We start from the raw sequence: 12,777 nt of genomic DNA on the forward strand, positions 1-12,777 counted from the left end.
ACGGTGTGGCGTGGCGACGGTGTGGCGTGGCGACGGTGTGGCGTGGCGACGGTGTGGCGTGGCGACGGTGTGGCGTGGCAACGGTGTGGCGGTGGGGCGCGGCGACGGTGGGGCGATGCGGCGGTGGGGCGATGCGGCGGTGGGGCGATGCGGCGGTGGGGCGATGCGGCGGTGGGGCGATGCGGCGGTGGGGCGACGCGGCGGTGGGGCGCGGCGACGGCGGGGCGATGCGGCGGTGGGGCGTGGCAACGGTGTGGCGGTGGGGCGCGGCGACGGTGGGGCGTGGCGACGGCGGGGCGATGCGGCGGTCGGGCGCGGCGGCTGGGCAGCGCGGGTTTCGGGCCCGGCGAGTGGTCCTTCCAGCAGCCGGCGGACCGGAGCCGCGGGGTGGGACCAGTGCAGGCGCGGGGTCGGGAACGGCGAAGGCGCGTGGACCGAAGGTCAGCGGGGGACGTGGAGCTCGATCTCGGTGCCGGTGGTGGGGCTGCTGGTGATGGTGGTCGTGCCGCCGAGGTCGCGGATGCGGCCGCGGATGGACTGGGCCAGGCCGAGGCGGCCGGCCTGCTCGGCTTCGGCGAGGCGGCCCTCGGGGATGCCGGGGCCGTTGTCGCGGATGGTGACGGTGACGGTGTCGTCGAGCTCCTCGACCAGCAGCCAGGCCTTGGCGCCGGGACCGGCGTGGAGGTGGACGTTGTCGACGGCGGCGGCGACGGCGGCGGCCACCTCGGCGGCGACCGGGGCCGGCAGCAGGACCTCGGTGGCCGGGGCGGCGACGCTGACGCCGCTGACACTGTGGCGGCTGAGCAGGGAGCGCAGGTCGACGAGGTCGAGCTGCTCGTCGTCCGACGAATACAGGCCCCGCGACGCGTCGCCTTCCGCTGAGCCCCAGCGTGACGGCCTCCTGCGCGCCGCCGCACCGCCCGGCGAACCGGCGCGTGACCGGCGACCGCCGAAACCGAACAACGACCAGCCACGTGCCGCGCGACCGCCGGCACCGGACGACGAACCGCCGCCGGCAGCGCCAGCAGGGCCGACGGGACGAGCAGGGCCGACGCCCGGCGACGAACCACCAGGAGCCGCAGCGCCGTCAACGCCAGGATTGTCCGACGATTCGGCGCGCCCAAGGCCGGCGCCGTCCAGCGGCTCACCGGGTGACGATCCACGGCCGGCGGCGCGCGACGGGAGGTCGGACCACAGGTCGTCAGCCGCCGGGCCGCCGCCGTCACCGGTCGTCGCCGCGTCACCCGCCAAGGCGGCGTGAGGGCCAGCGCCGCCAGACGCGCCGCCCGCGATGCCAGACGCGCCGCCCGCGACCCCGCTCGCACTGCCAGACCCGCCGCCGAACGTCGACGGCTCGTGCGGCAGGTCGCTGGGGGTCGACGCGCTGGACGGCGAAGCTCCCAGGGCGGCGTCAGCGGGCGCACCCGCGGCGACGGCCGGCGCCGCAGCCGCCGAGGCGCCGGGATCGCCCGCGCCGGCTGCGAAGCCGTGGGCGAAGGCCTCACGGGACGAGGCGCCGGGAGACGCGCCGGGAGACAGAGCATTCGGGAGGCCATCCCGTGGAGACGCGGCGGCGAGCGTCGCCGCGTCGCCCTCCGAGGCCCCGGCTGCGCCCGCTCCGGACCCACGACTGGGCGCCGACGCCCCCGCCGCCGGCACCTTTGCCCCCGCCGACGCTGCCCCCGGCGCCGACGCTCCCGCCGTCGACACCCCGGACGCCGACATCCCGGACGCCGCCGAGCTACCAGGTGACGGTGTGCCCGGCGACGACGGGCCGCGGGCTGGGACGGTGCCGGCGTCGCGGCCGCCCGGCTGGCGCCGGGACAGGCTGGCCGGCAGCCGGAACGCCCGGTGCCCCGGAGCCGGCGCGGCGGCCGGTGACGCGCGCCGCCGGACCGGTGCCGGGCCGCTGGACGTGACCAGGGTGCGGAGCGTGGCCTCCTGCTCGCCGGCGAGGCGGCCCAGCTCGGCGGCCTCCCCGCCCAGCTCGGCGCCGCGGCGTTGCAGCAGGGCGAGGACCTGCAGGACGGAGTCGTGGATGCCGCGGGCCAGGCGCTCGCGCTCGCGGGTGGCGGCCTCCAGCTCGACGGCGCGCTGCAGGCGGGCCTCGGCGTCGATGGCGAGGCGGGCGATGTGGCCGATGCCGACGCCGGCCAGGAGCATGAGGACCGGGCCGTTGACGGTGGCCTGGGAGAAGCCGTCGCGGACGACCACGTCGGCGGCGCTCATCAGCAGGGCGGCGATCGCGCCGCGGCGGCGGCCGCCGGATATGGCCCAGGCGACGACCGGGCTCGCCACCCACGCCATCGGCAGGGTGGGTGCGCCGACGCCGAGGCCGTCAGGCTGGACGATCCAGCGGGTGGAGAGCAGGCAGGCGGCGGTGACGGCGAGGTCGGCGGTGAGCAGCGGCCAGCCGCGGCGCTCGGGGCGTGCATAGGCCAGGCTGCTCACCACCGTCCAGGCGGCCATCACGGACAGGACGAGCCAGCCGCCGAGGGGCCAGTGGTAGTGCTGGAAGTTGCCGACCATCAGCACCGCCGCGTAGCCGAGCGCGGCGATGCGGAAGACCAGCAGCGCCCGCCACAGTGGTCCCTCGAGGGCCTTCATGGGTCAGACCCAGCGGACCGGGGGCAGGCCGGCCTCGATGAGCGCGGCGTCGGTCTGGCTGAAGGGCTTGGAGCCCAGGAAGCCGGCGGGGTTCATCGGGCTGGGGTGGCCCGCCTCGACGATCTTGTGCTGGGGGTTGGTGACCAGGACGGCCTTCTTGCGGGCATAGCTGCCCCACAGGACGAACACGACCCGGCGGGGCATCGCGTTGAGCGCGGCGATCGCGGCGTCGGTGAAGTGCTCCCAGCCCTTGTTGGCGTGGGAGGCGGCCTTGCCGGCGCGGACGGTGAGCACCGCGTTGAGCAGCAGGACGCCGTCGCTGGCCCAGCCGGTGAGGTCACCGTTGGTGGGCGGCGTGACGCCGAGGTCGTCGCGCAGCTCCTTGTAGACGTTGCGCAGCGAGGGCGGGATCGACACGCCGGGGCGCACCGAGAAGCTCAGCCCGTGGGCCTGGCCCTCCTTGAAGTACGGATCCTGGCCGAGGATCAGCACCCGCGCGTCCTCCGGCGAGCACAGCCGGAAGGCGGTGAACAGGTCCGGCAGCGGGGGATAGACCGGGCCGGCCGCATACTCCGCCTCCACGAACGCCTCGAGCTTGTGCACGATCTCGAGATCCAGGTGCGGCTTCATCAGGTCCCGCCAGCCGGCGGGGAGCAGCTCGAGCAAATCCAACGACATGCACCGCACTCTACGAAAGAGGTACGACATTTCCCGAGCCCGGGAAGCGGCGCGCAAAAAGCAAGGTATGTCGGAATTGGCTACATTGCCGCGCCGAACCCGGGAGACTGGAGGTGTGGCGCAGGTAGGACCGGTCGGGCAGGGCGGCGAACCGTTGACGGTGCTCTGGGCCTGGCGGCAGGCCCAGTTGGATCAGACCGGTCAGCAACCTCAGCAGTCCAGGCGGCCCCGGCGCCAGCAAGATCAGCCGAAGGACAGTCTCGCACAGGACGGCCCGGCCGACGGGCCGAAACCCGGCGATCAGGGCTATCTGACGCAGCTGCAGCGGCGGCTGCGCGACAGCCTGCGCGACGTGCGGTCGGTCGTGGCCCGGCTCGCCGAGGTGCCGCCGGAGCAGCGCACGGTCCTGCACAGCGCGGTCGCGGCCGACCCCGCGGCGGCCGAGCGGGGGTTCGTCTGGCTGCTGGAGCACTTCGACCAGCCCAGCGCGGTCGTGCCGCAGCTCGCCCAGCTGACACCGGCGCTCGACGCGCTGATGGGCCCGCGCGGCCGGCAGCTGGACCTGTTCGGCGAGGCGCTGCTGGAGGCGGTCCGCGACACGTCGGGCGACCGTTTCGATGACGATGCCGCCGGTACGTGGCGCGACGGCTGGCGCTTCGTGGTCGGCTGGCTGCGCCAGGGCAAGCTGCTGCAGCGGGACGAGACCCCGTTCTGGACGGCCACCGTGGTCGCCCACGACCAGCGCCGCGACGACGTGGCGGTGCTGCGGCTCGCCACGGACCTGCCGTACCCGGCCCGCGCCGGCCAGCGCGCCGTCATCGAGCACCCGATGGTGCCCGGTGCGTGGCGGCCCTGCTGGATCTCCGCCCCGCCGGCCGGTGACAACCGCCTGGAGCTGCACGTGCAGGCCATGCCCAGCGACGACGCGACCGGCGCGCTGGTGCACGGCACCAGGGTCGGCGACGCGGTCCGGCTGCACCGGGCCGAGGGGGACTTCGTCATCGAGCAGCACGGCCGGGCGATCCTGATCGTCGCCGAGGACGTGCACGTCGCGCCGGTCAAGGCGCTGCTGGACGAGCTGGCCGAGCGGCAGGACGAGCGGGTCGTGCACCTGTTCTGGGGCGTGTCGACCCGGGACGACCTCTACGACCTGGAGTCGCTGCGCGCCCACGCCGCCCGGTGCGCCCACGCCACCGTGCACCCGGTCGTGGCGAGGGGGCCGTCGCACCCGTACCTGGGCGGGTCGCTGCCGCAGGTGGTCATCGACTTCGCGGAGTGGACCTCGCACGACGTCTACCTGTGCGGCACGCCGTTCGCGGTCGGGGTCATGCGCAACATGCTGATGCAGCACGCGGTGCCCGGCGACCGGATCCACGCCGTCACCCTGGATCCGCTCAGGATCGCCACGACAGCATCGTCGCGGTGACCACGGTGTTGCTCGAGTACGTGCTGGTCGCCCGGTCGAAGGTCCCGCCGCAGGTGATCAGCCGCAGCTGGGAGCGCTCCGCCGGGCCGTAGACGAGGCCCGCCGGGAAGGACCGCTTCGAGTACAGGCGCACGCCGTCGACCTGGAACGTGACGGTCGAGCCGTCGCGCCGGGTCACCCCGATCTCGTCGCCCGGTTTGAGCCGGCCCAGCTGGTAGAACACGGCGGGGCCGCGCCCGGCGGTGTCGACGTGGCCGACGATGACCGCGTTGCCGGCCTCGCCGGGGGTCGGTCCGCGCTGGTACCAGCCGGCCTGGGAAGGCTGCCGCAGCGACGGCGGGACGAGGATGCCGTCACGGTCGACGTCGACCCGCTCCACGGGCGCCTCGACGCCGATCGCGTGGATGCTCAGCCGCACCGGCGGCGAGGCCGGCGCGTGCGGCGCGGTGCCGGACAGCCCGGCGGAGCCGCTGGACTCCACCACCGGCGGGGGCCCGGGTGTGCCGTAGCCGGCACCGATGAGCGAGACGCCGGCGACGACGAGGGAGATGACGCCGACCACGGTGCCGCCCCGCCACGTGCCGTTGGCGCGCACCAGCAGGTGCCGCGGACGGTGCCGGGCGTGCCGGCCCGCCGCGTGGCCGCCGGCGGTCACACCGAGCGGCGGCGCAGCGCGAGCGCACCGGCCGCCCCGAGCAGCAGCAGGCCGCCGCCCGCGGCCATCAGGGTGCGGTTGGGCCCCTGCGCGGTCGAGCCGCCGCCGGTCGGCACGCCGCCGGTCGGGGAGACCACCAGTCTGACCACCGAGGAGGTGCCGTCCGCGCAGTCGATGCTGACGCTGTACGTGCCCGCGGTGACCGTCGCCGGGATGTCCACCACGGCGGAGAACGTGCCGGTAGCCTTGCCGGCCTCCATCGGGATACGGGCGGACAGCCCGAGCGTGGCCCCGGCGACCTCGGCGGACTTCACGCCCTCGGTGCACGTCGCGCTGAACGTGACGCGACCGCCCGGACGGACCGTCTCCGGGCTGACCGAGCCGGCGCTCTCCGCCGACGCGGCGCCGGGCAGCGCGAGCGCGGCCGTCGTGCCGGCGAGCGTGGCGCCGGAGAGCAGGATTCTTCGCATGCTCCCATTGGCCGTCTGAGCGGGGTGATCCCCGAACACCCGGCGCGGGGGACCGCCCCGGCGCCATCCCGGCGGCGCCGAAAGTTGGTCCCGCTCTTCGCCCGGTGCGACGATGAGGTAACGAGTAGGAAATATCGCACGTGAGCGCCCCGCCTGGTGGCTCGGCCGGCGCGTCTGAAATCCTGCGCGTCGGCGCCATAAGCGCCGGTCGCGGGCAATGGCGGCCGCGGCCAGAAGCCGGACTGCGGGACGAGACGGGAACGACGCGCATGAGTGAGTACAAGATCACCTACCCGGATGGCGAGCTCGACCTGCCGGCACGCAAGGCGACGGAAGGGCCGGCCGGTCTCGAGATCGGCAAACTGCTCAGGGAAACCGGCCAGGTCACGCTCGATACCGGCTTCGTCAACACCGCATCGTGCGTATCGTCGATCACGTACATCGACGGCGACGCGGGTATCCTGCGGTACCGCGGCTACCCGATCGAGCAGCTCGCCGAGCGGTCCTCGTTCCTGGAGAGCTCCTACCTGCTGATCCACGGCGAGCTGCCGACGCAGGCGCAGCTGGAGGAGTTCACCGGCCGCATCCAGCACCACACGCTGCTGCACGAGGAGATGCGCCGCTTCTTCGACGGCTTCCCGCGCGACGCGCACCCGATGGCGGTGCTGTCCTCGGCGGTGAGCGCGCTGTCGACGTTCTACCAGGACAGCCTCAACCCGTTCGACCAGGAGCACGTCGAGATCTCCACGATCCGGCTGATGGCGAAGGTACCGACGATCGCGTCGTACGCCTACAAGAAGGCGATCGGCCAGCCGATGCTGTACCCGGACAACTCGCTCGGGTATGTCGAGAACTTCCTGCGCATGACGTTCGGCGTGCCGGCGACCCCGTACGAGATCGACCCGGTCGCGGTCAAGGTCCTCGACATGCTCCTGCTGCTGCACGCCGACCACGAGCAGAACTGCTCGACCTCCACGGTCCGGCTCGTCGGCTCCAGCCAGGCCAACCTGTTCGCCTCCGTCTCCGCCGGCGTCAACGCGCTGTTCGGACCGCTGCACGGCGGCGCCAACCAGGCGGTCCTGGAGATGCTGCAGCTGATCCACAACGACGGCGGCGACGTCGCCAAGTTCGTCAGCCGGGTCAAGGACAAGAAGGACTCCAGCACCCGCCTGATGGGCTTCGGTCACCGTGTGTACAAGAACTACGACCCGCGGGCCGCGCTGGTGAAGAAGGCCGCCCAGGAGGTCCTCGGCCGGATGGCCAAGCCCGACCCGCTGCTGGACCTGGCGATGCAGCTGGAGGAGATCGCCCTGTCGGACGAGTACTTCGTCTCCCGGAAGCTGTACCCGAACGTAGACTTCTACACGGGCCTCATCTACAAGGCGATGGGCTTCCCGACCACCATGTTCACCGTGCTGTTCGCGCTCGGCCGGCTGCCCGGCTGGATCGCCCAGTGGCGCGAGATGATCAATGACCCGGAGACCAAGATCGGCCGTCCGCGTCAGGTGTATATCGGTTATGGCGCACGGGATTACGCGCCGATTGCTGGGCGGTAAAGACCCGCAGCGTCAACCGGTTCTTGCTCGTTTGTACCTTGACGGAGATCGACCCCGGCTGTCTCATACATGAGGTCCATCTGGGGTCGTTGTCCGTTTTCGACAGGGGAGACCGGTTTTCTTCATGAGCGCGCCAACGTTGTCGCCGCTACTCACCGCGGCAGTCCAGGACCGCACGTCCGGAGCGACCGGGGTCGCCCGGAAGGTGCTCGACGGCCTCGCCGAGTTCGTCCACGATCCCGTCACACTCCGTGAGGTCGTCGCGCCGTTACCGGGCCTGCTGCCGGGGTACGCGTCGATGTGGCACATCGCCCGCGCCGCCAACAGCGACGACCCCGGGCCGGCGCTGCGGGCGATCCGGGAGCAGCTCGACCGCGACGTCGAGGCGAGCGTCGTCACCGCGACCCGGCTGCTGCACCAGCGCGGCGGCTGGGCCCGCACCGCCCCGAGCAGCGCCCTGGTCAAGGCCGTCGCCGCGCAGCTGCCCGCGGGCACCGTCGACGCGCCCGGCACCGAGGGTCTCCAGCCGGTGACCGGCCTGGCCGGTGCCGACGCGATCAGTCCCACCCGCGTGCTCAACATCAAAGGCACGCTCGCGCTCGCGCAGAGCATCCCAACGATCGTCGTCACCACGTCGCTGAAGCTGGCCCCGGAGGACGTCTTCGACGGGCTCGGCTCGCCGCTGTTCGAGCGCATCCCGCTCAGCGCCTTCTGGGCCGTCGTGCTCGACGGCGAGCTGCTGACGCCGGCCGAGGCCGGCCGCCGCGCCGCCGCCCTGCGCTGAGCCGCCGCCACACCGCCGCCAGGCCGCTCCGCACCGCCCTACGGTGTGTGAATCTGTGCGGTTGCGTCGACCCACGTTCTACATTGGACGGTTCGGCGGCGGGCCGCGAGAACGGCACGGATTGGGGACTGTGCAGTGGCTCACCTGGGGAGTACATTGCGTTGCATCCCAAGGACGCCGGGGCCGCCGCTTCCCCCGTGGCGGCGGCCCCGGTCTTGAATCCGCGCCTTCCGGCGCGCCTCGATGCGTTTCGATGACCGCGCCCGCGGAGACCACATCGACATGGTGACCATCGCCCGCCCGCGCGCCAAGGCCCCCGCGCACGCCGCCGGTCCGCGCCCGCGCACCGTCCTGCTCGTCGGCGGGATCATCCTGCTGGCGATCCTGGTGATCGCCGCGGTCACCGCCGCCGTGTGGCGGGCCCGGCACACGGCCACCGACCGCGCGTCGCACACCGTCAGCGCGGCCGTCGCCGGTCGCGACGCGGCGACCCTGGACCTGCTCAGCGGCGTCACCGCCGTCACCGTCACCGCCGCGGACCTCGGCGACACGCTCTATCGCGTCCGTACCCCCGACGACGGCCGGACGGTCCCGAGCGTCACCGACCTCGACGGCCGCATCGGCGTCCAGCTCAGCGACAGCGGCAACGGCGCGCCCGACAAGGGTGTCGTCACCGTCGAGCTCAACCGCGACGTGCGCTGGACAGTACGGTTCACCGCCGGCTCCACGAGCAACACCGCCGACCTGCGCGCACTGCGCGAGACCGGCGGTGTGGAGTACATCGGCGGCGTGTCGAGCATCGAGCTCACCCTGCCCGCCGCGAAGGGCGTGGTCCCCGTGCGGATGAGCGGCGGCGCCGGCACCTTCCGGATCCACCTGCCGCAGAACGGGCCGGTCCGGGTCGTCGCCGGCGGCGGCGCCGGCAGCGTCACCGTCGACGGCACCCGCCACGACGGGGTCACCGGCGGGGCCGCGTTCCAGGGAGGGGACACCGCCGCCGCGGACCGGTTCGAGATCGACAACACCGCCGGCGTATCGAGCGTGATCGTCGACCGCTACTGAAAGAGCCGCTCCCGAGGAGCTGCTGCTGAAGAGCCGCTCCCGAGGGGCCGCTCACGAAGGAGCCGTTACCAGAGCGCCGCTGCCGTGAAGATCCAGCGGCGGCCACGAACTACTGCTGTGGCAGGATCACGCCCGCGCCCGACACCGGCGCGTCGACCGGCAGGTCAGGCAGGCCGAACAGCTCCGTCAGCCCGGTCACCTGCAGCAGCCGGTGCACGAACGGTGACGGGCTGCGCACCTCCATCCGGCCGCCGACGTCGCGGGTCTTGTTGTTGATCGCGACCAGCGTGCCGATGCCGATCGAGTCCATGAACGGCACCCGCCGCAGGTCGACGGTCAACACCGCCGGCCGCTGGGCGTCGATCGTGTCGAGCACCACCGACCGCAGCGCGCCCACCGTCGCGGCTTCCAGGGGGCCCAACACTTCCACCACCAGTGCATCTCCGGAACGGGTCGTCCGGACCATCGCGTCGCCCATTCGAGTCGCGTACCCAGTCAGCGGAAACGGAAACTCACGGGTTCGCCGAGATGAGCAGTGGCAGCACGCACGCATACGCCGCCAGCAGGACGCAAGCCTCCGGGCGGGTGATCCTGCTGCCCCGCCACAGCAGCAGCCACGCCAGGACCGCGGCGAACACCATCGCGGTCACCGCGGCGAACCCGAACGGCGCGATCGTCGACCTGCCCGCGGCGAGACCGACGACCGCGCCGCCGATGAGACTGTTGAAGATGTTGCTGCCCAACAGGTTGCCGACCAGCAGATCACCCTCGCCGCGCCGGTGTGCCTGCACCGACGTCATCAGCTCCGGCAACGACGTGCCGAACGCGACGAGCGTGAACCCGATCACCTGATCGCTGACCCCCCACCGGTGCGCGAGCGTGACCGCGTTCGCGACCAGCAGCTGCGCCCCGCCGAGGGTCGCGGCCAGGCCCACCACGGTCCGTGCCGCCTCCACCCACCAGCGCCCCGGCCGGCCCGGCGACACGAACGCGGCGACCTCGTCCGGCAGCGGATCCCCGTCCCGTACCCGCGACAGCCGCACCAGCAGCGCGAGCGCCCCGACGCTGAGCACCGCGAGCAGCAAACCCGCCACGAACTTCAACCCGACCAGGGCGAACGCGCCGAACACCGCCACCGCCGCGGCCATCAGCGGCGCCTCCCGCACCGGCACCGACGAACGCACGATGACCGGTGACACGACCGCGACGACCCCCAGGACCAGGGTCACGTTCAGGATGTTGGAACCGACGAGGTTCCCCAGCGCCAGGCCCGCGTTGTCCCGCACCGCCGCGGTGCCGGACACCACGAACTCGGGGGCGCTGGTGCCCAGGCCGATCACCACGACGCCGACGATCACCGGCGCCACCCGCAGCAGCGTCGCGAGCCGGCTCGCCCCGACAACCGCCTGGTCGGCGCCCACGGTCAGCAGCGCCAGCCCGAGCAGCCCGAGCCCGACGACGAGCAGCGTCGACATCAGTCTCCTCGATCATGACCACGGCAGCGCCCGGCAACGGACCGACACGATACCGCCCCGTGTCACGTCCCCGTCGCACCCGAGGGCCGCTCGCAGAAACCGTCCAATTGACCCCGTCCACGGGTGGCGCAAAGGCGCGTGGAGCCTTATCGTTTTCAACGAGACCGGCGTCTTCCCCCGTGGATGCCGGTCTCACCATTTCTCCGGGCCCTCGCCGCCGCCCGTGTCCGCCGGGCCGGCGACCGCCGAGGCTCATGACGGCCGCCGAGTGTTCACGGCGAGCGGGTCCTGCCCCGCCGGTGGACCATCACCGTCGCCAGGATCGCCGCGACCACCGACGCGCACAACACCGCCGCGGCCGCGGCGTCGGCGGCCGCATCCGGCACCGACAGCCGGACGATCAACAGGCTCGCCGTGTAGCCGACCCCGCCGAGCACCGTCACCGGCAGCACGTCGCCCCGGCGGACCTCCGGCGGGAACGCGCCCAGCCGCGCCCACACCGCCAGGCCCGCGCCGAGCAGGATGCCGGCGGGCGTGCCGAACAGCAGGCCGGTGGCCGCACCCCAGGCGACCCGGTCGCCCAACGCGTCACCGGCCGCGGCGAGCGCGAAGACCGGCACCACCACGCCGGCGGACACCGGATCGAGCGCGAACGCGATGTCGGTGGCGACCGGGATCGCCCACGCCCCGTGGTGTACGGCCGCGCCGCCCGATACCACGATCATGACCACCGCCGGCACCGCCATGCCGCCGAGCGCCGCCGCCACCGGCGGCGCCGCGGCCCGCCACCCGGCGAGCTCACCGACCGTCAGGCCGGCGACGAAGAAGAAGACGGTCAGCAGCCCGTCGGTGACCCAGGCCGCCAGCGGCAGGTCCAGGTGCAGCGCGTCCAGGACCGCCGACGGCGGCGGGCTCCACGACCAGAACGCCTGGTAGATGCCGCCGGGCAGGTTCGCCCACACCAGCGCGACCGCCGTGGCGGGCAGGAGCAGGCGGCCACCGGTCGTCTCCAGCCGCAGGAACTCCAGCAGCATGTCGATCCGGCGCGCGGTGCCACGTGCCATCCGGGGTCCCCTCGGGCAGCAGACCCATCCTGTCCTGCCGACCAGGCTTCCCGGCGCACCCGCGGCGAACCGTACCCCACCGGCGTCCCTCCACTGTGGACCGCTTCGGCGGGGGTCCGTGTCCGGGTGCGGCGCGATGGACGTCGAGCACGGGGCTCTGCCTGCGGTGCCGGCACTTCGCCGGAGCGCCCGTGGCTCCAGCGTCACCCGCTGCTGGTCGCCGGACGTCGTCGTCGCTGCCGTCGCGGTCCTGCTCGTCGTCGTCGCCGCGGCCACCGGTGGCGACGGGCCGGCCGCCACCGCGCAGGACCGTCCCGCCGCGACCTGGCGATCGTCCCACCGGCGCGGCCCGCCCGCTTTGCTCAGGTTCCCCCTCCCACGGTCGATTGGGCCGTCGGAGAAGGGGAGCGTGGCAGTGAGCGACGAGCTGGGTGACATCGTTCAGGAGTTCCTCGTGGAGTCGCACGAGAACCTGGACCAGTTGGACCGGGACCTGGTGGCGTTGGAGGCGGCGCCGGGGTCGCGGGCGACGCCGGCCGCCCCCGCTACCGCCCCCGCCGCCGGCCCCGTCAGCGGCGAGGTCACCAAGCCGGCGGCGCCGACGTCGTCCGCCGCGGCTGTCGAGATCGTGGTGCAGCCGGTCACCGTGGTGGCGGTCCCACAGGCCGCGGAGAACCCACCGGTCGCGGCGGCACCGCCGGTCGCCGCGGCACCGTCGGTCACCGCGGCTCCTGCGGCCACCACCTCGCCAGCGGCCGGCCCCCGGCCCGCCGCCGCAGCGCCTCCCGCACCCGCCGCGCCTTCCGCTCCGGCCGCCGCGTCCGCCTCTGGACCCGCCGCCGGACCCGCCGCCGGAACCGCCTCCGTGCCGGTCGCCGCGCCCGCTTCCGCGCCCGTTGCGGGTGGTGGTACGCCGCCGGCTGTGCCGCCCGTGGGTCGGGCTGCGGGTGGTGAGGGTGGTGAGGATGCGGTGTCGAAGCGGAGTGTGGCGGATCAGTCG

Annotated in this window: 12 protein-coding genes; 4 read left to right on the plus strand and 8 right to left on the minus strand. The window is 73.6% G+C overall.

Going from position 1 to position 12,777, the window contains the following annotated elements:
- Nucleotides 1–441: 441 nt before the first annotated feature.
- Entirely contained in the window at nt 442–2,607 is a 2,166-nt protein-coding gene (locus OP18_RS61600; RefSeq protein ID WP_052388547.1) for a DUF5931 domain-containing protein, read from the minus strand.
- A gap of 3 nt (nt 2,608–2,610) precedes the next feature.
- Nucleotides 2,611–3,285 carry a uracil-DNA glycosylase gene (gene ung, locus OP18_RS49610; protein ID WP_033367628.1) on the minus strand — a complete coding sequence of 225 codons (675 nt, stop codon included), beginning with the start codon at nt 3,283–3,285 and terminating at the stop codon, nt 2,611–2,613.
- Between the two features lie 115 nt (nt 3,286–3,400).
- Here ung and OP18_RS49615 point away from each other — a divergent pair, with 115 nt between their 5' ends.
- Nucleotides 3,401–4,711, plus strand: a complete 1,311-nt coding sequence (locus tag OP18_RS49615; protein ID WP_162189942.1) for a hypothetical protein — start codon at nt 3,401–3,403, stop codon at nt 4,709–4,711.
- Here OP18_RS49615 and OP18_RS61605 read toward each other — a convergent pair.
- Together OP18_RS61605 and OP18_RS61610 are read right to left on the minus strand one after the other, a co-directional pair.
- Complete coding sequence (locus OP18_RS61605) at nt 4,680–5,366, minus strand: class F sortase (RefSeq protein ID WP_245635807.1); 687 nt, start codon at nt 5,364–5,366, stop codon at nt 4,680–4,682. The genes OP18_RS49615 and OP18_RS61605 overlap by 32 nt on opposite strands.
- Complete coding sequence (locus tag OP18_RS61610) at nt 5,363–5,836, minus strand: hypothetical protein (RefSeq protein WP_052388549.1); 474 nt, start codon at nt 5,834–5,836, stop codon at nt 5,363–5,365. Before OP18_RS61610 ends, OP18_RS61605 begins: the two co-directional genes overlap by 4 nt.
- A 269-nt stretch (nt 5,837–6,105) precedes the next feature.
- Here OP18_RS61610 and OP18_RS49630 point away from each other — a divergent pair, with 269 nt between their 5' ends.
- From OP18_RS49630 to OP18_RS54280, 3 genes are all read left to right on the plus strand, one after another.
- Nucleotides 6,106–7,392 (plus strand): citrate synthase, encoded by a 1,287-nt coding sequence (locus OP18_RS49630; RefSeq protein ID WP_033367630.1) that lies wholly within the window; start codon nt 6,106–6,108, stop codon nt 7,390–7,392.
- A gap of 124 nt (nt 7,393–7,516) precedes the next feature.
- The gene (locus OP18_RS49635) at nt 7,517–8,176 is read left to right on the plus strand and encodes a hypothetical protein (protein WP_156090352.1); all 660 of its coding nucleotides are present in this window, start codon (nt 7,517–7,519) and stop codon (nt 8,174–8,176) included.
- 282 nt (nt 8,177–8,458) lie between these two features.
- A complete protein-coding gene (locus OP18_RS54280; protein ID WP_052388550.1) occupies nt 8,459–9,238 on the plus strand; it encodes a hypothetical protein in 780 nt (259 codons plus the stop codon).
- A 109-nt stretch (nt 9,239–9,347) separates the two neighbouring features.
- Here OP18_RS54280 and OP18_RS49645 read toward each other — a convergent pair whose 3' ends face one another.
- The 4 genes from OP18_RS49645 to OP18_RS49660 all read right to left on the minus strand — a co-directional run bounded on the left by OP18_RS49645 (nt 9,348) and on the right by OP18_RS49660 (nt 12,500).
- Complete coding sequence (locus tag OP18_RS49645; RefSeq protein ID WP_052388551.1) at nt 9,348–9,716, minus strand: STAS domain-containing protein; 369 nt, start codon at nt 9,714–9,716, stop codon at nt 9,348–9,350.
- A 34-nt stretch (nt 9,717–9,750) separates the two neighbouring features.
- The gene (locus OP18_RS49650) at nt 9,751–10,713 is read right to left on the minus strand and encodes a sodium:calcium antiporter (RefSeq protein ID WP_033367634.1); all 963 of its coding nucleotides are present in this window, start codon (nt 10,711–10,713) and stop codon (nt 9,751–9,753) included.
- 272 nt (nt 10,714–10,985) lie between these two features.
- A complete protein-coding gene (locus OP18_RS49655; RefSeq protein WP_033367635.1) occupies nt 10,986–11,777 on the minus strand; it encodes a Na+/H+ antiporter NhaA in 792 nt (263 codons plus the stop codon).
- A gap of 441 nt (nt 11,778–12,218) precedes the next feature.
- Nucleotides 12,219–12,500: a hypothetical protein gene (locus OP18_RS49660; RefSeq protein WP_052388552.1), complete on the minus strand. Its 282-nt coding sequence runs from the start codon at nt 12,498–12,500 to the stop codon at nt 12,219–12,221.
- Between the last annotated feature and the right edge of the window lie 277 nt (nt 12,501–12,777).

Source organism: Dactylosporangium aurantiacum, assembly GCF_000716715.1.
Lineage (GTDB): Bacteria > Actinomycetota > Actinomycetes > Mycobacteriales > Micromonosporaceae > Dactylosporangium > Dactylosporangium aurantiacum.